At 71.5% G+C, this 19,742-nt stretch carries 21 protein-coding genes; 13 read left to right on the top strand and 8 right to left on the bottom strand.

All coding sequences use genetic code 11. The features are described 5' to 3' along the window. The first annotated feature begins 71 nt into the window (after positions 1-71). The gene (locus AB5J54_RS26745; protein WP_369146450.1) at positions 72-662 is read left to right on the top strand and encodes an N-acetylmuramoyl-L-alanine amidase; all 591 of its coding nucleotides are present in this window, start codon (positions 72-74) and stop codon (positions 660-662) included. 123 nt (positions 663-785) lie between these two features. Then, the gene (locus AB5J54_RS26740; protein ID WP_369146449.1) at positions 786-1,685 is read left to right on the top strand and encodes a 1-aminocyclopropane-1-carboxylate deaminase/D-cysteine desulfhydrase; all 900 of its coding nucleotides are present in this window, start codon (positions 786-788) and stop codon (positions 1,683-1,685) included. 21 nt (positions 1,686-1,706) lie between these two features. Here the strand turns inward: AB5J54_RS26740 and AB5J54_RS26735 are convergent, their stop codons facing one another. Continuing rightward, complete coding sequence (locus AB5J54_RS26735; protein WP_369146448.1) at positions 1,707-3,302, bottom strand: Na+/H+ antiporter; 1,596 nt, start codon at positions 3,300-3,302, stop codon at positions 1,707-1,709. 41 nt (positions 3,303-3,343) lie between these two features. Here AB5J54_RS26735 and AB5J54_RS26730 point away from each other — a divergent pair, with 41 nt between their 5' ends. The 3 genes from AB5J54_RS26730 (at position 3,344) to AB5J54_RS26720 (ending at position 5,307) form a co-directional block, all read left to right on the top strand. Then, entirely contained in the window at positions 3,344-3,604 is a 261-nt protein-coding gene (locus AB5J54_RS26730) for a UBP-type zinc finger domain-containing protein (protein WP_369146447.1), read from the top strand. Between the two features lie 261 nt (positions 3,605-3,865). Continuing rightward, a complete protein-coding gene (locus AB5J54_RS26725) occupies positions 3,866-4,279 on the top strand; it encodes an anti-sigma regulatory factor (protein WP_019889334.1) in 414 nt (137 codons plus the stop codon). After that, positions 4,276-5,307 (top strand): RNA polymerase sigma factor SigF, encoded by a 1,032-nt coding sequence (locus AB5J54_RS26720; RefSeq protein ID WP_369146446.1) that lies wholly within the window; start codon positions 4,276-4,278, stop codon positions 5,305-5,307. The genes AB5J54_RS26725 and AB5J54_RS26720 overlap by 4 nt, the downstream gene beginning before the upstream one ends. Positions 5,308-5,311: 4 nt before the next feature. On the opposite strand, the gene AB5J54_RS26715 is transcribed toward AB5J54_RS26720, so the two are convergent. Beyond that, complete coding sequence (locus AB5J54_RS26715; RefSeq protein WP_369146445.1) at positions 5,312-5,734, bottom strand: hypothetical protein; 423 nt, start codon at positions 5,732-5,734, stop codon at positions 5,312-5,314. A gap of 124 nt (positions 5,735-5,858) precedes the next feature. Between AB5J54_RS26715 and AB5J54_RS26710 the strand changes: the two genes are divergently transcribed. Beyond that, on the top strand, positions 5,859-6,827 hold the full coding sequence (locus tag AB5J54_RS26710) for a diacylglycerol kinase family protein (RefSeq protein WP_369146444.1): 969 nt from the start codon (positions 5,859-5,861) through the stop codon (positions 6,825-6,827). Between the two features lie 318 nt (positions 6,828-7,145). Further along, positions 7,146-7,403, top strand: coding sequence for a WhiB family transcriptional regulator (locus AB5J54_RS26705; protein WP_003953983.1), 258 nt, complete (start codon positions 7,146-7,148; stop codon positions 7,401-7,403). Between the two features lie 150 nt (positions 7,404-7,553). Here AB5J54_RS26705 and AB5J54_RS26700 read toward each other — a convergent pair whose 3' ends face one another. Both AB5J54_RS26700 and AB5J54_RS26695 read right to left on the bottom strand, forming a co-directional pair. After that, a complete protein-coding gene (locus AB5J54_RS26700; RefSeq protein ID WP_369149463.1) occupies positions 7,554-9,020 on the bottom strand; it encodes a sensor histidine kinase in 1,467 nt (488 codons plus the stop codon). Positions 9,021-9,420: 400 nt separating this feature from the next. Continuing rightward, the gene (locus AB5J54_RS26695; RefSeq protein WP_369146443.1) at positions 9,421-10,017 is read right to left on the bottom strand and encodes a TetR/AcrR family transcriptional regulator; all 597 of its coding nucleotides are present in this window, start codon (positions 10,015-10,017) and stop codon (positions 9,421-9,423) included. Positions 10,018-10,100: 83 nt separating this feature from the next. Here AB5J54_RS26695 and AB5J54_RS26690 point away from each other — a divergent pair, with 83 nt between their 5' ends. Then, positions 10,101-10,865 (top strand): SDR family oxidoreductase, encoded by a 765-nt coding sequence (locus tag AB5J54_RS26690; protein ID WP_369146442.1) that lies wholly within the window; start codon positions 10,101-10,103, stop codon positions 10,863-10,865. Positions 10,866-11,057: 192 nt separating this feature from the next. Next, on the top strand, positions 11,058-11,843 hold the full coding sequence (gene nagB, locus AB5J54_RS26685) for a glucosamine-6-phosphate deaminase (protein ID WP_369146441.1): 786 nt from the start codon (positions 11,058-11,060) through the stop codon (positions 11,841-11,843). A gap of 68 nt (positions 11,844-11,911) precedes the next feature. On the opposite strand, the gene AB5J54_RS26680 is transcribed toward nagB, so the two are convergent. The 4 genes from AB5J54_RS26680 to AB5J54_RS26665 all read right to left on the bottom strand — a co-directional run bounded on the left by AB5J54_RS26680 (position 11,912) and on the right by AB5J54_RS26665 (position 16,767). Next, complete coding sequence (locus AB5J54_RS26680; protein WP_369146440.1) at positions 11,912-13,435, bottom strand: glycoside hydrolase family 3 protein; 1,524 nt, start codon at positions 13,433-13,435, stop codon at positions 11,912-11,914. 9 nt (positions 13,436-13,444) lie between these two features. Then, positions 13,445-14,281, bottom strand: coding sequence for a carbohydrate ABC transporter permease (locus tag AB5J54_RS26675; protein WP_369149462.1), 837 nt, complete (start codon positions 14,279-14,281; stop codon positions 13,445-13,447). Positions 14,282-14,310: 29 nt separating this feature from the next. Beyond that, positions 14,311-15,333 (bottom strand): carbohydrate ABC transporter permease, encoded by a 1,023-nt coding sequence (locus AB5J54_RS26670; RefSeq protein WP_369146439.1) that lies wholly within the window; start codon positions 15,331-15,333, stop codon positions 14,311-14,313. Between the two features lie 138 nt (positions 15,334-15,471). Beyond that, positions 15,472-16,767: an extracellular solute-binding protein gene (locus tag AB5J54_RS26665; RefSeq protein WP_369146438.1), complete on the bottom strand. Its 1,296-nt coding sequence runs from the start codon at positions 16,765-16,767 to the stop codon at positions 15,472-15,474. A gap of 285 nt (positions 16,768-17,052) precedes the next feature. On the opposite strand from AB5J54_RS26665, the gene AB5J54_RS26660 reads away from it, so the two are divergent. From AB5J54_RS26660 to AB5J54_RS26645, 4 genes are all read left to right on the top strand, one after another. After that, positions 17,053-17,817 carry a GntR family transcriptional regulator gene (locus AB5J54_RS26660; RefSeq protein WP_329851808.1) on the top strand — a complete coding sequence of 255 codons (765 nt, stop codon included), beginning with the start codon at positions 17,053-17,055 and terminating at the stop codon, positions 17,815-17,817. Positions 17,818-18,159: 342 nt separating this feature from the next. Beyond that, the gene (locus AB5J54_RS26655) at positions 18,160-18,366 is read left to right on the top strand and encodes a hypothetical protein (RefSeq protein WP_369146437.1); all 207 of its coding nucleotides are present in this window, start codon (positions 18,160-18,162) and stop codon (positions 18,364-18,366) included. A 26-nt stretch (positions 18,367-18,392) separates the two neighbouring features. Beyond that, a complete protein-coding gene (locus AB5J54_RS26650; RefSeq protein ID WP_369146436.1) occupies positions 18,393-18,671 on the top strand; it encodes a hypothetical protein in 279 nt (92 codons plus the stop codon). Between the two features lie 44 nt (positions 18,672-18,715). Then, positions 18,716-19,735, top strand: coding sequence for a glycosyltransferase family 2 protein (locus tag AB5J54_RS26645; RefSeq protein ID WP_369146435.1), 1,020 nt, complete (start codon positions 18,716-18,718; stop codon positions 19,733-19,735). Positions 19,736-19,742 lie beyond the last annotated feature (7 nt).

Here is a 19,742-nt window from a genome sequence, read left to right as displayed (position 1 = left end):
GAACGCATGGCAGCGGAGTGGCGGACTCCGGTACTCCGGAAGCTCACCCCGTCCTCCGGAAGGAGTCGGTCATGGCTTCACCCATGTCCGCGAACAGGTTTCTCCGCGCCCTGCGCGACGAGGGCCTCGCGGTCGTCCAGGTCGGCGACTGGTCCACCCACAACCGCAACCACAAGGGCCCCTGGGGCCCGGTGAACGGCGTGATGATCCACCACACCGTGACCCGGGGCACCGCCAACACCGTCCGGATCTGCCGGGACGGCTACGCGGCCCTGCCCGGGCCGCTCTGTCACGGCGTGATCGCCAAGGACGGCACGGTCCACCTCGTCGGCTACGGGCGCGCCAACCACGCGGGGCTCGGCGACGACGAGGTCCTCCGGGCGGTCATCGCCGAGCGGCGGCTGCCGCCGGACGACGAGGCCACCACGGACGGCAACCGGCACTTCTACGGCTTCGAGTGCGAGAACCTCGGCGACGGCGCGGACCCGTGGCCGAAGGTGCAGCTGGAGGCCATCGCGAAGGCGGCGGCGGCCGTCTGCCGGGCGCACGGCTGGACGCACCGCTCGGTCATCGGGCACCTGGAGTGGCAGCCGGGCAAGGTGGACCCGCGCGGGTTCACGATGGCGTCGATGCGGGAACGCGTCGCCGAGCTCCTGCGGTAGCGGGGCGGCGGCCCGCCGGACGGGCGCGTGGCCGGCGTCCGGGCCCGCCGTGGCCTGCGGCGGCGGGGGCGCCGCCGTGGCCCGCCGCGGGACCGTGGATCCGGCGGGGCTCACAATGGCCGGGTGAACGCGTTCGACCTCTCCCGTCTGCGGCCCCGGCTCCCCTCGCCCCTGGAGCCGGTGGAGGACGAGCGCTTCGCCCGGCGCGGGCTGACGCTGCTCCTGAAGCGCGAGGACCTCATCCACCCCGACCTGCCCGGCAACAAGTGGCGCAAGCTCGCGCTCAACCTGCGCGAGGCGGCCGGCCGGCCCGTGCTCACCTTCGGCGGCGCGTACTCCAACCACCTGCGGGCGACGGCCGCCGCCGGGCGGCTGCTCGGCTTCCCGACGGTCGGGGTGGTCCGGGGCGACGAGCTGGCCGGGCGCCCGCTGAACCCCTCGCTCGCGCGGTGCGCGGCGGACGGGATGCGTCTTGAGTTCGTGGACCGGGCCACGTACCGCGCGAAGAACGACCCGGCCACGCGCGCGGCGCTCCTGGAGCGGGCCCCCGCGGGCGCGTACGTGGTCCCGGAGGGCGGCAGCAACGCGCTCGCCGTCCACGGCTGCGTGGAGCTGGGCCGCGAGCTCGCCGGGGCGGCGGACACGGTCGCGGTCGCCTGCGGGACGGGCGGCACCCTGGCCGGGCTCGCGGCCGGCCTCGCCCCCGGGCAGCGGGCACTCGGCGTGCCGGTCCTCAAGGGCGGCTTCCTCGGCGGGGAGGTCCGCGCCCTCCAGGAGACGGCCTTCGGCGGCCCGCGCGGCGACTGGAGCCTGGACGAGCGCTTCCACGGCGGCGGCTACGCGCGCGTGCCCCCGGTTCTGGAGGCCTTCGCACAGGACTTCGAGGCGCGGCACGGACTCGCCATCGAGCGGCTGTATGTCGCCAAAATGCTGTACGGCCTGACGGCTCTCGCGGAGGAGGGCGCCTTCCCGCCGGGCACCCGGCTCGCGGCGGTGATCACGGGAGCACCCGACACCGTCTAGTACGGGAGGAGAGACCGGGCCCTAGTCGTCGGTCTCCCGGTACGCCGCCGCCTCCTCCAGGTCGAGGCGGCGGAGCAGGGTGCGCATCATCTCGTCGTCGATCCGGCGGGCGTCGCGCAGCTGGACGAAGACGGCGCGCTCGGCGTCGATCATCTCGCGCGAGAGCCGCCGGTAGGTGTCGTCCGTGGTCTCCCCGGTGACCTCGTTGACGGCGCCGAGGCGCTCCCACACGGAGTTGCGGCGCCGCTCCATGACCGTGCGGAGCCGGTCGGCGAGGGGCTGCGGCAGGGCGTTGCGCTCGTCGGCGAGGAGCGCTTCGAGGCGTTCCTCGGCGGCCCGCGAGGCCTCGCTCTGGGCCTGGGCCTCGGCGAGGGTCTCGGCGTACCGGTCGCGTCCGGGCAGCTTCAGGAGGCGGATGAGGGGCGGCAGGGTGAGGCCCTGCACCACGAGGGTGCCGATCACGGTGGTGAAGGTGAGGAAGAGGACGAGGTTGCGGGCCGGGAACTCCACCCCGTCGGTGACGACGGGAATGGAGAAGGCGATGGCCAGGGAGACCACGCCGCGCATGCCGGCCCAGCCGACGACGAGCGGCGCCCGCCAGTCCACCTCGGGCTCCCGCTCCCGGATGCCCGAGGAGATCCAGCGGGGCAGGAAGGTCGCCGGGTAGACCCAGACGAAGCGGACGACGACCACGGCGACGAAGACCCCGACCGCGTACCAGGCCGCCTCCCCCATGCCGTACCGGCCGAGTCCCTTGACGACGTACGGCAGCTGGAGGCCGATCAGGGCGAAGACGGCGGACTCCAGGATGAAGGCGACCATCTTCCAGACGGCCTCCTCCTGGAGCCGGGTGGCGAAGTCGACCTTCCAGGCCTTGTGGCCGAGGAAGAGGCCGACCACGACGACGGCGAGGACTCCGGAGGCGCCGACCTCCTCGGCGGCGGCGTACGCGATGAAGGGGATGAGCAGGGAGAGGGTGTTCTGGAGGAGGGCCTCGGTCAGATGGGTGCGGAGCCAGTGGATCGGCACCATCAGGACCAGGCCGACGCCGATGCCGCCGACCGCGGCCAGGACGAACTCCCACAGTCCGCCGCCCCAGCTGATGCCCTCGCCGACGGCGGCCGCGAGGGCGACCTTGTACGCGGTGATCGCGGTGGCGTCGTTCACGAGGGACTCGCCCTGGAGGATCGTGGTGATCCGGTTCGGCAGGCCGAGCCTGCGGGCGATGGCGGTGGCGGCGACCGCGTCCGGCGGCGCGATGACGGCGCCGAGCACGAGCGCCGCGGTGAGCGGCAGGTCGGGCACGAGCACGTACGCGAGCCAGCCCACGGCCACGGTGGCGAAGAGGACGTACCCGACGGAGAGCAGCGCGACGGGCCTGATGTTGGCCCGCAGGTCGAGGTACGAGGAGTCGACGGCGGCCGTGTAGAGGAGCGGGGGCAGGATCAGCGGCAGCACGATGTGCGGGTCGAGGGTGTAGTCGGGGACCCCGGGGACGTACGCGGCGGCGAGGCCGACGGCGACCAGGAGCAGCGGGGCGGGCACCGGGGTCCTTCGGGCGAACCCCGCCACGGCGGCGCTCGCCGCCACCAGCCCCACCAGCTGCAGTGCGTCCATGCTCCCGACCCCGTCCCGTGCCGCAACGTAACCTGGCCATCATGAGTGAGTGCCCGCACGTAGCCGAAATGCCGCGCCCCGAACCGGCGCCGCTGGCCGAGACCTGTCCCGAGTGCCTGGCGGACGGCACGCACCCGGTCCAGCTGCGGCTCTGTCTGAGCTGCGGGCACGTGGGCTGCTGCGACTCCTCGGCGGGACGGCACGCGACGGCGCACTTCTCCTCGACCGGGCACCCGGTGATGCGGACCTTCGAACCGGGCGAGGCCTGGCGCTGGTGCTTCGTCGACGGTTCGATCGTCTGACGGCGGGCGGGCCGGTCCGCGGCCCGCGCGGTCACGGACGGTTCGAAGCCCCGGACGCTGGGTACGTCACCCCTCCGCGGGTTCTCCGCGGCCGCCGGGGGCGGGAGGCGCGGGACCACCTGGTCTCCGGTGCTCCCGGCGACACGGCAGGATGGATCGCGATAGCGTCACGGCGGACCGCGCAGGCTCCCTGCGTACCGCCCGGTCCGGGGGCCTCTCCCCCCGGACCCCGAATGAGCTTGTGCCACCTTGGAGGTGAGGGTGTCCCAGATCGCAGGCGAGCCCGGGACCCAGGACTTCGTGGAAGTCCGGCTGCCCGCTGCGGGTGCCTATCTGTCCGTGCTGCGTACGGCCACGGCCGGCCTCGCGGCGCGCTTGGACTTCACCCTCGACGAGATCGAGGACTTGCGGATCGCGGTCGACGAGGCCTGCGCCATCCTGCTCCAGCAGGCCGTGCCGGGGTCCGTCCTCAGCTGTGTGTTCCGGCTGGTCGACGACTCCCTCGACGTGACGGTCTCCGCCCCGACGACCGACGGCCGGGCCCCCGAGCGGGACACCTTCGCGTGGACCGTGCTGTCGGCCCTCGCCGGGAAGGTGGAGTCGTCGGTGGCCGATGACCGTACGGTCTCGATCAGCCTGTACAAACAGCGCGGCGCGGGGCCAGGCCCGGCGTGAGGAGCGGGGACGCGACGGCCGGCATCCCTGAGCAGCAGGCGCGGCCGAACAGGGTCGCTACGGAGCAGGCGGACCACATGAGCGAGCACGAGCAGCACCACGAGGTTCCCGAGACACCAGGAGTCTCCGAGGCCCCCGCGAGTTCCGAGGGCTCCCCCGAGGCTCCCGAGGCGCTGATCCCCGACGGCGCCGAGGCGGCCGCGGCGGCCGAGAAGGCCGATGACGACGCCGAGGAGGACGACGAGGGCCCGGACGCCCGCGCCGTCCCGGACCCGCACGACCGGAGCGGCGCCCGCGCCCTCTTCGTCCAGCTGCGCGAGCTGCCCGAGGGCTCCCCGGAGAAGGCCGAGCTGCGCAACCGCCTGGTGCGCATGCACCTGCCGCTGGTGGAGCACCTGGCCCGGCGCTTCCGCAACCGCGGCGAGCCGTTGGACGACCTGACGCAGGTGGCGACGATCGGCCTGATCAAGTCGGTCGACCGGTTCGACCCGGAGCGCGGGGTGGAGTTCTCCACGTACGCGACGCCGACGGTCGTCGGCGAGATCAAGCGCCACTTCCGTGACAAGGGGTGGGCGGTCCGGGTGCCGCGCCGGCTCCAGGAGCTGCGGCTCTCGCTGACCACGGCGACGGCGGAGCTCTCGCAGCAGCACGGCCGCTCGCCGACGGTGCACGAGCTGGCGGAGCGGCTGGGGATCTCGGAGGAGGAGGTCCTGGAGGGTCTGGAGTCGGCCAACGCCTACTCGACGCTCTCCCTGGACGTCCCGGACACCGACGACGAGTCGCCGGCGGTGGCGGACACGCTGGGCGCGGAGGACGAGGCCCTGGAGGGGGTCGAGTACCGGGAGTCGCTCAAGCCGCTCCTGGAGGACCTGCCGCCGCGAGAGAAGCGGATCCTGCTGCTCCGCTTCTTCGGGAACATGACCCAGTCGCAGATCGCGCAGGAGGTGGGCATCTCGCAGATGCACGTCTCTCGGCTGCTGGCTCGGACCCTGGCGTCGCTTCGGGAGAAGCTCCTCGTCGAGGAGTGATCCGTCAGGCTCCCTGACCGGGGCGCCGGATGCCGAGCGCCTCGGTCGTGGCCGGGTTCACCAGCAGGACGAGCCCGGTCACGGCGAGCGCGGCGAGGACGATCCCGAAGGGGATCACGCCCTCGGTCTGCAGCATCTGCCAGGCGACCGGCAGGGCGAGGATCTGGGTGATCACGGCCGGGCCGCGGCTCCAGGAGCGCGCCGTCCACAGGCCGCGGGCGGCGGCGAGCGGGATCAGTCCGAGTGCGATCACGGTCACACCGCCCGTCACCCCGGTGGTGACGTCGCCGCCGCCGGAGCCCCCGTCGAGGAGCGTCCGCACCAGCAGGTAGACGCCTCCGGCGAGAAGCCCGAGGGCCTCGACGAGGGCCACGCCCGCGGCTGCGGCCAGGCGGGCGGGGCGGGGGGTCTGCTCCGTGCTGCTCATGCAAGGCAGCGTAACGGGGGGCTCCGGGAAACCGGGGCCGGGCCCCGCGCCGGGGCCCCGTCGGAGGTGTCCGCGGATCGGCCTGGGCTGGGCCCGGTACCGCCGGGTAGGTACGCTGGCGAGCATGCGCGCACTTCTCGTGGTCAATCCGGCAGCCACCACCACCAGTGCGCGCACCCGTGACGTCCTCATCCATGCGCTCGCCAGCGAGATGAAGCTGGAGGCGATCACCACCGAGTACCGGGGGCACGCGCGCGACCTGGGGCGGCGGGCCGCCGAAGCCGGGAACATCGACCTGGTCGTGGCCCTCGGCGGGGACGGCACGGTGAACGAGGTGGTCAACGGACTGCTGCACGACGGGCCGGATCCGGACCGGCTGCCGAGCCTCGCGGTCGTCCCCGGCGGCTCGACCAATGTCTTCGCCCGCGCCCTCGGACTGCCGAACGACGCCGTGGAGGCGACCGGCGCGCTGCTCGACGCGCTGCGTGAGCGGCGGACACGGACGGTGAGCCTCGGGCTGGCGTCCGGGACGCCGGGCACCGAGGACGAATCCGTGCCCGAACGCTGGTTCACCTTCTGTGCCGGACTCGGCTTCGACGCGAGCGTCATCGGCCGGGTCGAACAGCAGCGCGAGCGCGGCAAGAGATCGACGCACGCCCTCTATCTGCGCCAGGTGGTGCGCCAGTTCCTGGAGGAGCCGAACCGCCGGCACGGCACGATCACCCTGGAGCGCCCCGGCGCGGAGCCGGTCGAAGACCTGGTCCTCTCCATAATCTGCAACACCTCCCCCTGGACCTACCTGGGCAATCGCCCGGTGTACGCGTCCCCGGAGGCGTCCTTCGAGACCGCGCTCGACGTCCTCGGACTGCGCCGGCTCTCCACCCCGGCGGTGGCCCGTTACGCCACCCAGCTGCTCACCTCGACCCCGGAACGGGGTCCGCGCGGCAAGCATGCCGTACCTCTGCACGATCTGACCGACTTCACCTTGCATTCGAAGGTGCCCCTCCCTCTGCAGATGGACGGAGACCACCTCGGACTGCGTACGAGCGTGACGTTCACAGGCGTTCGCCGTGCACTGCGTGTGATTGTGTGAGTGGAAGGGCCCAAAGTCCTTTCACTCGAACGTTTAGGCGCGCATCCACCCCTAAGAAGTACGGCTGTGACCTAGCCGACACCGAGGAATCAAAAAAAACTTTCCGGAAGGGGTTGTATCCGCCCCTGGGGTTTGGGAGTCTCTTCTTGGCGATCGGGACGGCCCGCAACACCGGCCTCCACTGAGAGCCAGAACCCCACCCCAAGCAACAGGACCACACCAGTTCAGCTGGCAGTCGGCCCTTCCCTTGCGGAGGGATTCGTGAAAGCGTTCACATTCACAAGCAACTCGCACGTAACACTGAGAGAGGTAGCAGCCATGGACTGGCGTCACAACGCCGTTTGTCGTGAGGAAGACCCCGAGCTGTTCTTCCCCATCGGCAACACCGGTCCTGCGCTGCTGCAGATCGAGGAAGCCAAGGCCGTCTGCCGCCGCTGCCCCGTCATGGAGCAGTGCCTGCAGTGGGCGCTCGAGTCCGGCCAGGACTCCGGCGTCTGGGGTGGCCTCAGCGAGGACGAGCGCCGCGCGATGAAGCGCCGTGCCGCTCGCAACCGGGCGCGTAACGCCAGCGCCTGAGCCACCTGCACAGCCTGAGGCAAGCGGCGCGTACACCGCGTACGCAATCACCGCCCCCGAGCCGCAGCGCGCAGCAGTAACCCACAGCATTCGAGCCCCGGACCGATTCCCTTCGGTCCGGGGCTCGCTGCTGTGCGCTGGTCCGTACGGCTATTTCTGCGGCCGTACGGGAATGTCGAGGACCACCTTCGTGCCGCGCTCGGCGCCCGGCAGCATGTCGAAGGAGCCGCCCAACTCCCCTTCCACCAGGGTCCGTACGATCTGCAGGCCGAGGTTGCCGGCCCGCTGCGGGTCGAATCCCTCGGGCAGGCCGCGGCCGTCGTCCTGAACGGTGATCAGGAGCCGGGCGTCCGCCCGGGTCTCGCCGCGGACGGCGCTGACCTCGACCGTGCCCTGCTCGCCCTGAGCGAAGGCGTGTTCGAGCGCGTTCTGCAGGACCTCGGTGAGGACCATGGAGAGCGGGGTGGCGACCTCGGCGTCGAGGATGCCGAAGCGGCCGTTGCGCCGGCAGGTGACCTTGCCCGGCGAGATCTCGGCGACCATCGCGATGACCCGGTCGGCGATCTCGTCGAACTGCACCCGCTCGTCCAGGTTCTGGGACAGCGTCTCATGCACGATGGCGATCGAACCGACGCGCCGGACGGCCTCGTTGAGGGCCTCGCGGCCGCGGTCGGAGTCCATCCGGCGGGCCTGGAGGCGGAGCAGGGCGGCGACCGTCTGGAGGTTGTTCTTCACCCGGTGGTGGATCTCCCGGATGGTGGCGTCCTTGGTGATCAACTCGCGCTCGCGGCGGCGCAGTTCGGTGACGTCCCGGAGCAGGACGAGCGAACCGATCCGGCTGCCCTTGGGCTTGAGCGGGATCGCGCGCAGCTGGATCACCCCGCCGTTGCCCTCGACCTCGAACTCGCGGGGCGCGTAGCCGGAGGCCAGCTTGACCAGGGCCTCGTCCACCGGGCCGCGGGACGGGGCGAGTTCGGCGGTGATCTGGCCGAGGTCCTGGCCGACCAGGTCGGCGGCGAGGCCGAGCCGGTGGTACGCCGAGAGGGCGTTGGGCGAGGCGTACTGGACGACGCCCTCGGCGTCGAGGCGGACGAGACCGTCGCCGGCGCGCGGCGAGGAGTCCATGTCGACCTGCTCGCCGGGGAAGGGGAACGTTCCGGCGGCGATCATCTGGGCGAGGTCGGAGGCCGACTGGAGGTAGGTGAGCTCCAGCCGGGAGGGGGTGCGGACGGTCAGCAGATTCGTGTTGCGGGCGATGACGCCGAGGACCCGGCCCTCGCGGCGCACCGGGATGGACTCGACCCGCACCGGGACCTCCTCGCGCCACTCCGGGTCGCCCTCGCGGACGATCCGGCCCTCGTCGAGGGCGGCGTCGAGCAGCGGGCGCCGGCCGCGCGGGACGAGATGGCCGACCATGTCGTCCTGGTAGGAGGTCGGGCCGGTGTTGGGCCGCATCTGGGCGACGGAGACGTACCGCGTGCCGTCGAGGGTGGGGACCCAGAGCACGAGGTCGGCGAAGGAGAGGTCGGAGAGCAGCTGCCACTCCGACACCAGCAGATGGAGCCACTCGAGGTCGGAGTCGCTCAGGGCGGTGTGCTGGCGGACGAGGTCGTTCATGGAGGGCACGGTGCGAGCGTACCTGCGGAATTACAGGGGCGGTGAACCTGGATCTCCGGGGCTCCGTGTTGGAGGATGGGCCGGGAAGGACCGCGTTCCTGTGGATGGACAGACAAGAATGGTCTAGTCCACAATGAATGCCATAGAACCTCCATCCTCCCCGCACAGGAGGATGGAACGAGGTACCCGGCGCTCTCTGCCCTGACTGCGCCGAGACCTCCCACACGGCCGTGGGACCGCACACCCCCGGCCGGGCAACTCCGGGCTGCGGTGCCGGGCGGGCTGAGGGTCCCGCCGGGCGCCGCGGCCCGCGGGTTTCTCCGGGCCCTTCGCCCCCCCTCGGCCCCGACTGACCGCCTGCCGCTCAGTCGACGACCGCCGCCCGTCCGCGCGGACGCCTTCAGGCCTCCGGCCAGGCCCGCATCGCCGCCTCCGCCACCGCGGTCAGTTCCTCGGCCGTCGCGCCGTCGCGGGCCTGGAGGGACATGCCCTGGAGGACGGCGCCGGTCAGCCGGGCCAGGGCGCGCGGGTCGGCGTCCGGCGGCAGGTCGCCGGCCTCCACGCCCTCGCGGATGCGGTTCTCGAACACGGCCAGATTGGCGTTCCGCCGGTCCCGCAGGGCCTGCTCCACCTCGGGGGTCGAGCAGTTCACCGCGGCGGTGATCATCAGGCAGCCGTGCGGGTGTCCCGGCTCGGTGAAGACCACGGCGGCCTCGCGGAGCATGCGCTCCATGGCGGCGCGGGCGGTCGGCTCCTCGGCGAAGGCGCGGCCGCCGTAGGCCCCGTAGCTGTGCGCGTACGCCTCGACGACCTCCTCGAACAGCGTCTTCTTGTCGCCGAAGGCCGCGTAGAGGCTGGGCGCGCTGATGCCCATGACGCGGGTGAGGTCGGAGACGGAGGTCGTCTCGTAGCCGTGCTCCCAGAACGCCATCGTCGCCTGCTCCAGGGCCGTGAGCCGGTCGAAGGAGCGGGGGCGGCCGCGCTGTCTCGTCACCATGGAGTGAATTCTATAGCGCTCGCTACGGATCGTGGGGTACGGTCTTTACGTAACGACCACTACAGAAAGAGGGGGGCGTCGCCATGGGCGTGCTCGACGGAAGGCTGACCGGGAAGACGGCGCTGGTCACGGGCGGCAGCCGGGGCATCGGACGGGGGATCGCCGAGCGGCTCGGCCGTGAGGGCGCCCGGGTCGGGGTGCACTACGGGACGAACGAGGAGGCGGCGAAGGAGACCGTCGCCGCGATCGAGGCGGCCGGCGGCTCCGCTTTCGCGGTGGGTCAGGAGCTGGGGGTCCCGGGTGACGCGGAGGCGCTGTGGCGGGCCTTCGACGCCCACGCGGACGGCCTGGACATCCTGGTGAACAACGCCGGGATCGGGGCGTCGCAGCCCTTCGCGACGATCGGCGAAGAGGAGTACGACCGGATCTTCGCGGTCAACTCGAAGGCACCGTTCTTCCTGGCGCGGCTGGGCGCGGAGCGACTGCGGGACGGTGGCCGGATCATCAACGTGTCGAGCGGACTGAGCAGGGCGGCGGTCATGCCGGACCTCATGGCGTACGCGATGTCGAAGGGCGCGCTCGATGTCTTCACGCGCTATCTGTCGAAGGTGCTCGGGCCGCGCGGGATCACGGTCAACGCGGTGGCGCCGGGGATCGTGGACACGGACATCAACGCCGGGTGGCTGCGGGGGAACGAGGAGGCCTGGGCCGGGGCGGCGGCGATGTCGGCGCTGGGCGCGGTGGGGACGCCCGCGGACATAGCGGACGTGGTGGCCTTCCTGGCCTCGGACGAGGCGCGCTGGGTGACGGGCGACTGGATCGACGCGACGGGAGGCTCGCTGGCCTGACGCGGGGCGCGCCGACCCCGGGCGGGCGGGCTTCGAGTGGCTGGGGGGACAGGGGCGGCCGAGGATGAAAGGGGCGCCGTCCGCGGGGCGGAACGGCATGAGGAGAAGGCCTCTCCTCTGCTAGATTTGGACTTCGATTGGTCTATACCACATGGTCCTTCTCCAGCCCCTCACCAGATCGGCAGGCACAGCGTGGAAGTTGTCATCGTCAAGGACGCCAAGGCCGGCGGCGAGCTCATCGCGGACGGCATCGCCGACCTCCTGCGCCGCAAGCCCGACGCGCTGCTCGGCGTGGCCACGGGCTCGACCCCGATCCCGATCTACGACGCCCTCGTCGCCCAGGTGTCCGCCGGCGCCGTGGACGCCTCCCGGGCGCGGATCGCCCAGCTGGACGAGTACGTGGGCCTGCCCGCGGGGCACCCGGAGTCGTACCGCTCCACCGTCCTGCGTCAGGTCGTCGAGCCGCTCGGGCTCTCCCCCGAGGCCTTCATGGGTCCGGACGGCTCCGCCGCGGACGTCCTGGCGGCCTGCGAGGCGTACGACAGGGCGCTGGCCGAGGCCGGTGGCGTGGACCTGCAGATCCTCGGCATCGGCACCGACGGGCACATCGGCTTCAACGAGCCGTGCTCCTCGCTCGCCTCCCGCACCCGGATCAAGACGCTCACCGAGCAGACCCGCGTGGACAACGCCCGCTTCTTCGACGACGACATCGAGCAGGTCCCGCACCACGTCATCACCCAGGGCATCGGCACCATCCTGGAGGCCCGCCACCTGGTGCTCCTCGCCACCGGCGAGGGCAAGGCCGAGGCCGTGGCGCAGACCGTCGAGGGCCCGGTGGCGGCGCTCGTCCCGGCCTCCGCGCTCCAGCTCCACCCGCACGCCACGGTCGTCGTGGACGAGGCGGCCGCCTCCAAGCTGAAGCTCGCCGACTACTTCCGCCACACCTACGCGAACAAGCCGTCCTGGCAGGGCATCTAGGGCATATCCATGCAAAGGGGCCCGGCACCTGGACCAGGTGCCGGGCCCCTTCCCGTCCGTCCGGGGAGTCAGGCTCCGGTGCCGACCACGGCCTCCGCGGCCGCGCGGCCGCAGACCCGGGCCGCGCCGTGCGTGGCGATGTGCAGGGCCCCGCGCGGCTCCGCCTCGTTCAGGCCCATCTCGACCACGACGGTGTCGGGGCGGGCCGCGAGGAGGCCGTCCAGGGCCTCGGTCATCCACGGGTGCCGGTGGGCGTCCCGTACGACCGCGACGATCCGCCGCTCCCCCGCGGCGGCCAGGACGTCGGCCACGGACGACTCGTCGTACGAGCCGGTCTCGGTGCCGGGGAGCAGCCGCTCCAGCTCGGCCGCGATGCCCCAGGGGGTCTCGTCGCCGACCGCGAAGTTGGCGACGGGGGTGAAGGCGGCCACGTAGGGAGCGCTGGTCATCGGCGTGTGGGCGTGCGCCCCCCGGGTCACCTTCAGGGCGCGGCGGGCCGCCACCAGTCCGATGTCGGTGCCGGGCGCGGTCCCCTCCTGTGATGCCACGCCCGGCACCGCCACAGCCCCCCTGGCCCGGTGCGCCTGGGTCCAGGCCGCCAGGGCGCGCACGCGCGCCGCGGCGTCGGCCAGCCGCTCCTCGGGCAGTTCACCGGTCCGTACCGCGTTGACGAGCGCGTCGCGCAGCCGCAGCACGGTGTCCTCGTCGCACAGCCCGCCGCCGACGCAGATGGCGTCGGCGCCCGCGGCGATCGCGAGGACGGATCCACGCTCGATGCCGTACGTCGCCGCGACGGCCTGCATCTCCATGCCGTCGGTGACGATCAGCCCCTCGAAGCCCAGCTCCTGGCGCAGCAGACCGGTGAGGATCTGCGGGCTCAGGGTGGCCGGACGGTGGGGGTCGAGCGCGGAGAGCAGGATATGCGCGCTCATGACGGCTTTGGTACCCGCGGCGACGGCCGCGCGGAAAGGTACCAGCTCACGGGCGTGCAGTGTGGCGAGGTCCACATCGATCCGGGGCAGCGCGTCGTGGGAATCCACGTTGGTGTCGCCGTGTCCGGGGAAGTGCTTCGTGCAGGCCGCGACCCCGACGCCCTGGAGGCCGTCGACGTACGCCACGGTGTGCCGGGCGACCAGGTCCGGGTCCGGTCCGAAGGAGCGGACGCCGATGACCGGGTTCTCGGCGTTGGAGTTGACGTCCGCCGAGGGCGCCCAGTTCAGGTCGACGCCGCACTGCACGAGCCGGCGGCCGAGCTCGCGGGCGACGGCCCGGGTGAGCTCGACGTCGTCGACGCTGCCGAGCGCGTAGTTGCCGGGGAAGGACGAGCCCTGCTTGACCTCGAGGCGGGTGACGTCCCCGCCCTCCTCGTCGATGGCGACGAGGACGTCGTCCCGCTCGGCGCGCAGCTGTGCGGTGAGCGCGGCGAGCTGCTGGGGGTCGACGATGTTCCGGCCGAAGAGGCCGACCGAGGACAGGCCTTCGCCGATGCGGCGGAGCAGCCAGTCGGGGGCGGTGGTGCCGACGAAGCCGGGCTGGAGGACCGTGAGCGCGTCACGGGTCAGGGTGTCCGAGCCGTGTACGAGTGTGGTCATGGGGGTCCGTTATCCCTTCACCGCGCCGGCGGTCATGCCGCCGACGGCCTTGCGCTGGAGGAAGAGGAAGACGACGAGCACGGGGAGGGCGAAGAGCGTGGAGGCGGCCATCGTGGCGCCCCAGTCGCTGCCGAACGCGGTCTGGAACTGGGTCAGCCAGAGCGTCAGGGTCTGCGACTCCTTCTCCTTGTTCAGCATCAGGATCATGGCGAACTCGTTCCAGGCGGTGATGAAGCCGAAGAGCGAGGTCGACATCAGGCCCGGGGCGAGCAGCGGGAAGATCACCTTGCGGAAGGCCTGGCCGCGGGTGCAGCCGTCGATCTGCGCGGCCTCCTCCAGCTCGACCGGGACGGCGGCGATGAAGCCGCGCAGGGTCCAGATCGTGAAGGGGAGGACCATGACGAAGTAGATCAGCGTGAGCATCGGGATGCTGTTCAGCAGGTCGTTCTCACGGGAGATCATGTACATCGCGATGACCATGACCTCCCAGGGGGCCATCTGCGCCATCATCACGATGAGGACGATGCCCTTGCGGCCCTTGAACCTGAGGCGGGCGATCGCGAAGCTCGCGGCCAGGGCGACGAGCAGGGCGAGGAGTACGGCGCCGATGGTGACCGTGAGGCTGTTGGTGACGTACGTCCAGAACAGGTCGACGCCGGTCGCGGTGCCGTAGTTCTCGAAGGTCGGCGTGAAGACGAAGACCGGGTCCTTCGTCATGATCTCGTGCTGCGGCTTCAGCGAGGACGAGAACATCCAGTAGACCGGGAAGATGAAGACGACGGCGAGCACGAGGGCGCCGAGGTTCTTGGCGACCGCGGCGACCGTGAGCGGCTTCCGGGTGCGCAGCTTCTGCGGGGGCTGGGTGGTGGCGGCGCTCACAGCTCCTCCTCCTCCTTCAGGATCAGGCGGAAGTAGAAGGACATGACCGCGATGAGCATCACGATCGTCAGGATGGAGATGGCGGCGGCGACGCCGTAGTGGAACTGGCCGACGCCCTCGATGTAGGCGAAGACCGGGAGCGTCTCGGAACCGCGGTCGGGACCACCGAGGTTCATGGCGTAGACCTGGGCGAACGCCTTGAAGATCCAGATGATCTCCAGGAACGTCGTGATCATGAAGAAGGACTTCAGGTTCGGGAAGACCACGGCCCAGAAGGTGCGCCAGCCGCTGGCGCCGTCCATCTTGGCGGCCTCGTACAGCTCGGACCCGATGGTCGTCAGGCCGGCGTACATGTTGAGGGCGACGAACGGTACGGAGCCCCAGACGAGCAGGATCAGGACGATGACGAGGGTGGAGAAGCCGGTCTCGAACCAGTTGTGCTGCTCGTAGCCGGAGAAGCCCAGCGTGCGCATCAGCCAGTTCACGACACCGAACTGCTCGTCGAAGAGCCAGCGGAAGACGGTGACGGAGGCGACGATCGGCATGGCCCAGGCGAACATCAGGGCCAGCGAGAGGACCAGGCGCATCTTCTTGCCGAGGCGGTTGAGCAGCAGGCCGATGCCGGTGCCGATCGCCATGATGAGGGCGACGTTGACGGCGGTGAAGACGACGCTGCGGACGACGACGGTCCAGAAGTCCCCGTCGCCGAGGAGCTCGGTGTAGTTGTCGAAGCCGGTCCAGACCGTCTCGCGGGTGATGAACTCCTTCCGGTTGAGCTCCTGGAAGGAGAGGATCACATTGCGGATCAGCGGGTAGAGCAGCAGCACCGCCATGGACAGCAGGGCAGGCGCGACGAGCAGGTACGGCAGCACCCCGCTGGGCAGGGAGCGCCTGCCGCGTGGAGGCTGAAGGACTTCCTTCGGGCCCGAAGAGGGTGGCGGAGTCTGAGACTTCCCTGCCGCCCTCCCGGGCGCGTCCTGGGGACCGGCGGTCGCCGTCCCCTGGGAGTCCACGGTCATGGTCTTCTTCCTCGCGGTTCTGGGGCTCCCGCGCCCACCGGGGCACGGCCCGGGGGAGCGGGCCGCTGATCAGTGCATCGCTGCAACGCGCCGGTGGTGCGGCCGGTGCGACACCGGCCGCACCACCGGGGCTACGGATTACTGCTGGTTGATGCGCTCGTTGATGACCTTGTCGGCCGCCTCGCCGGCCGTCTTGGCGTCCTCGCCCTTCAGGACCTTGGTCATGTAGTCCTTGATCGGGTTCGGGGCGGTCTCGACGTTCGCCCAGCCCGGGGTGACCGGGGTGACCTTGCCGGAGGCGGAGGAGGCGGCCATGGCCTCGGCGAAGGAGCCGGCGGCGGGCTTGAACTGCGCGGCGTCGGTGTTCGGAAGCAGCGCGCCCTCGGTGGCGGCGGCGTACTTCGTCATGAACTCTTTGCCGGCGGCGAGGGCCAGCCACTCCTTCGCGAGGTCCTTGTTCTGGGAGCGCTCGGCGATGGCGAGGTTGGAGCCGCCGAGGAAGACGGAGCCCGGCTTGTCGGCGGTCTTGCCCGGGATCGGGAAGTAGCCGAAGTCGGCGGTCTTGCCGGCCTTCTTCATGGCGTCGATGGCGCCGCCGGCCTCCCAGCCGAGACCGATCCAGGACGCCACGCCGCCCTTGGGGATGATGTCGGTGGACTGCTGCGGGGTCGCCTCGTCCTTGTCCTTCGGAGCGGTGGAGTAGGACGCCAGCTCCTTGTAGAAGTTCATGGCGCTCGCGGCCTCGGGGGAGGACAGGTTGCCCTTCCACTTGTCGCCGTCCTTGACCGCGAGGTCGCTGCCCTCGTCCCAGATGAGGCCGGCGAGGACGTACCAGGACTGACCCGGCAGGTAGATCGCCTGCGACTTCGGGTCGGAGGCCTTGAGCTTCTTCAGGCCGTCGATCCACTCGGCGCGGGTCTTCGGCGGGGTGACGCCGGCCTTCTTGAAGGCGGCCTTGTCGTAGACGACGACGCGGTTGGCGGCGTACCACGGGGCGGAGTAGAGCTTGCCGTCCAGCTCGTTGGAGGCGACCATGCCCTTGTTCCAGGCGTCGTAGCCGAGCTTGGCCTTGTCGCCCGAGAGGTCGGCGAGACCGCCGGTGACCGCGTAGCCGGCGGTCTGCGTGTTGCCGAGCTCCAGGACGTCCGGCGGGGTGTCCTCGGAGAGGGCGGTGGTGACCTTCTCCTGGATGCCGTTCCAGATCTGCTTCTCGACCTTGACCTTGACGCCCGGGTGCTTGGCCTCGAAGGCCTTGTTCACCTCGGCCATCCAGGCGTCCGGAGCGGAACCGTCCATGACCCAGACGGTCAGGGTCTTGTTGCCCCCGGCCGTCGCCTTGCCGCCGTCCTTGCCGCCGTCGGTGTCCGAACCACACGCAGCGATGGAGACCATCATGCCCGCGACGCCGATCGCCGCGATGAGCTTGCGCTTCACGCCACCCTCCTCAGGGATGCCTGCAACCCCTGCCCACCGCGCGAAGACATACGTCAGGTAGTGCTCGTGGGGCTGGGACCTGGTCTTTAATGGTTTAGACCAGTACCCGGAGCTTGGCCTAGACCTTTAGGGGTGTCAAGGGTGTATAAGAAGGGCAGTCGCGTCCGTTATCGGACCGACACCTGAGGGAGGGCGACGACCCGTGACCGGTCCGTGCCACCATGTGAGCCGCGACAGACGGAGGAGCCGGTGACGGCAGCAGCACAGGAGTCGGGAAGGCAGGCCATGGCCACGGACGCGGGCAGTACGGAGACAGAGGGCGGGACACCCACCCGCACCGCGCGCGTGCCCAAGTACTACCGGCTCAAGCGGCATTTGCTCGACATGACGGAGACCCTGCCGCCCGGCACCCCGGTCCCGCCGGAGCGCACGCTCGCCGCGGAGTTCGACACCTCGCGCACCACCGTGCGCCAGGCCCTCCAGGAGCTGGTCGTCGAGGGCCGCCTGGAGCGCATCCAGGGCAAGGGCACGTTCGTGGCCAAGCCCAAGGTCTCCCAGGCCCTGCAGCTCACCTCGTACACGGAGGACATGCGCGCCCAGGGCCTGGAGCCCACCTCGCAGCTCCTCGACATCGGGTACGTGACGGCCGACGACACCCTCGCCGGGCTGCTCGACATCTCGGCCGGCGGCCGGGTGCTCCGCATCGAGCGCCTGCGCCTCGCCAGCGGCGAGCCGATGGCGATCGAGACCACCCACCTGTCGGCGAAGCGCTTCCCGGCGCTGCGCCGCTCGCTGGTGAAGTACACCTCGCTGTACACGGCGCTCGCCGAGGTCTACGACGTGCACCTCGCCGAGGCCGAGGAGACCATCGAGACCTCCCTCGCCACCCCGCGCGAGGCCGGACTGCTCGGCACGGACGTGGGCCTGCCGATGCTGATGCTCTCCCGCCACTCCCTGGACGCCCAGGGCGAGCCGGTGGAGTGGGTACGGTCCGTCTACCGCGGCGACCGGTACAAGTTCGTGGCGCGCCTCAAGCGCCCCAACGGCTGAGCTCCACGCCTCTCGTACGAGACGGACGGGCGCACCCCGGCGGGGGGTGCGGCCGTCCGGCGTTTCCGGAGCTCGTACGGGAGGTGACGGGCGCCCGGCACCTTCCGCCTGGCAGCAACGTGACGCCGCCGGGAAACCCCCTGATGGGCGGCGCGCGAAGGCCCGCGGCACGCACTGGCCCCTAGCGGCCACGCGGTTGGCGCCAGCCGTTCTCCGGTGACAGGGCACCCCCGGCAGGCCAGTCTTGGACATGTCGAAGCCGCCCGGCAGAGCCCGGGAGCGGCCCCGGGGAGCCACACCCCGCGACCCCCACTCCGCACCCACCAGGAAGGCAGCCCCGCCATGCCCAGCAGCGCCCGTTTCGCCACCTTCGCCCGCATTCAGCTCCGTGCCGTCGTCGCGCTGGCCGTGCCCGCCGCAGCCGCGCTGACCCTGGTCCTGGCGGCCCAGCCGGCGCCCGCCGTCACCGCCTCCGGCGACACCGCGAGCGGGACCGTGACGTCGACGGTCCAGCCCTCCGACGGCAACGACGGCTTCTCCTGGGGCTGATCCCCATCTACCTCATCGGCGTCTCGATGAGGGAACCGGACGACGACCCCGCACCGGACACCGACCCCCCACCGGCCCCGTCCGCCGCCCGACTCGTCGAGACGCTGCACCGCGTCGCCCGGCCGCAGGACCGCTTCGAGTCCGCCCGGGCACTGGTCCTCGACCGCACCGTCCGGCTGGCCCTCTACATCAGGGGCCCCGACGAGATCGAGGCCGTCGGCCACGCGCTGCGGCTCTGCCGGCTCCTCCTCGGCCACTCCCCCGAGCTCTCCCGCCACCGCATCGCGGACTTCCGGCTCCTCTGAAGCCCCCACCTCGCGAAACCCGAAACCCTCCCCAAGGAACCCCCATGCCCAGGGCCCGTCCCAGCGTGTCCGTCATCATCCCCAACTACAACTACGAGAAGACCCTCCGCGCCTGCCTCACCTCGGTCCTCGCCCAGACCCACGCCCCGCTCGACGTCATCGTCGTGGACGACGCCAGCACCGACCGGTCCCGCGACATCGCCCGCGAGTTCGACGTCGTCCTCATCGCCAACCCCCACAACCGCGGGGTGTCCGCCGCCCGGAACATGGGGGCCGCCGCCGCCCGCGGCGAGATCCTCTTCTTCCTCGACTCCGACACCGCCCTGCACCCCGAGGCCCTCGCGAACGCCGCCGACCTGCTCGCGGACGACCCCGGCCTCGGCTGTGTCCACGGCGTCCTCGACCCCGAACCGCTCTTCGACGACGGGCCCGTGGAGCGCTACCACGCCCTCCACGCCCACTTCTGGCGCCACCGCGCCGCGGGCGAGGTCCGCACCGCCTTCTTCGCCCTCGGCGCGATCCGCAAGCGGGTCTTCGAGGAGACCGGTCCCTTCGACGAGAACCTCCGGGACTCCGAGGACGTCGAGTACAGCGGCCGGCTCGTCCGGACGCACCGGATCCTGATGACCGGGGCGATCCGCGGCCGCCACGACGACGTGGACCGGCTCGGGGCGATGCTCTCGGAGCAGTACCGGCGCTCCCAGCTGCTGATCGCGGCGCTCGGGCAGATGCGCGAGGGCGGCCTCACCGCCAACCGGCCGCTCGGCGTCCTCGCCGCCGCGCTGACCCTCCCCACCCTGCCGCTCGGCCTCCTCTCCCCCTGGCTGCTGCTCGTCCCCGCCCTGTGCGCGCTGCTCTTCGCCTGCGCCGACCCGGGCCTGAGCCGGTTCGCGCTGCGGACCCGGGGACCGGGGTTCCTCCTGTACTTCACCGCCGTCCACTTCGTCCTGCACCAGGCGATCGTCCTCGGCGCGGCCCGCGGCACCGTCCGCTGGCTCACCGAGCCGGACTTCGGCCCGAGCGTGCGCCGCCGGGCCGTCCCCACCGCCACCACCTCCGTATGACCACCCG

This window comes from Streptomyces sp. R44, assembly GCF_041053105.1.
Lineage (GTDB): Bacteria > Actinomycetota > Actinomycetes > Streptomycetales > Streptomycetaceae > Streptomyces.
This window is presented reverse-complemented; position numbering and strand designations above follow the sequence as displayed.

Coding starts and splice junctions, on each gene's coding strand:
- AB5J54_RS26655 (WP_369146437.1), top strand. CDS start 18,160: ATGCCCAGCAGCGCCCGTTTCGCCACCTTCGCCCGCATTCAGCTCCGT.
- AB5J54_RS26660 (WP_329851808.1), top strand. CDS start 17,053: ATGGCCACGGACGCGGGCAGTACGGAGACAGAGGGCGGGACACCCACC.
- AB5J54_RS26690 (WP_369146442.1), top strand. CDS start 10,101: ATGGGCGTGCTCGACGGAAGGCTGACCGGGAAGACGGCGCTGGTCACG.
- AB5J54_RS26695 (WP_369146443.1), bottom strand. CDS start 10,017: ATGGTGACGAGACAGCGCGGCCGCCCCCGCTCCTTCGACCGGCTCACG.
- AB5J54_RS26730 (WP_369146447.1), top strand. CDS start 3,344: ATGAGTGAGTGCCCGCACGTAGCCGAAATGCCGCGCCCCGAACCGGCG.
- AB5J54_RS26705 (WP_003953983.1), top strand. CDS start 7,146: ATGGACTGGCGTCACAACGCCGTTTGTCGTGAGGAAGACCCCGAGCTG.
- AB5J54_RS26735 (WP_369146448.1), bottom strand. CDS start 3,302: ATGGACGCACTGCAGCTGGTGGGGCTGGTGGCGGCGAGCGCCGCCGTG.
- AB5J54_RS26710 (WP_369146444.1), top strand. CDS start 5,859: ATGCGCGCACTTCTCGTGGTCAATCCGGCAGCCACCACCACCAGTGCG.
- AB5J54_RS26680 (WP_369146440.1), bottom strand. CDS start 13,435: ATGACCACACTCGTACACGGCTCGGACACCCTGACCCGTGACGCGCTC.
- AB5J54_RS26745 (WP_369146450.1), top strand. CDS start 72: ATGGCTTCACCCATGTCCGCGAACAGGTTTCTCCGCGCCCTGCGCGAC.
- AB5J54_RS26645 (WP_369146435.1), top strand. CDS start 18,716: ATGCCCAGGGCCCGTCCCAGCGTGTCCGTCATCATCCCCAACTACAAC.
- AB5J54_RS26650 (WP_369146436.1), top strand. CDS start 18,393: ATGAGGGAACCGGACGACGACCCCGCACCGGACACCGACCCCCCACCG.
- AB5J54_RS26715 (WP_369146445.1), bottom strand. CDS start 5,734: ATGAGCAGCACGGAGCAGACCCCCCGCCCCGCCCGCCTGGCCGCAGCC.
- AB5J54_RS26670 (WP_369146439.1), bottom strand. CDS start 15,333: ATGACCGTGGACTCCCAGGGGACGGCGACCGCCGGTCCCCAGGACGCG.
- AB5J54_RS26700 (WP_369149463.1), bottom strand. CDS start 9,020: ATGAACGACCTCGTCCGCCAGCACACCGCCCTGAGCGACTCCGACCTC.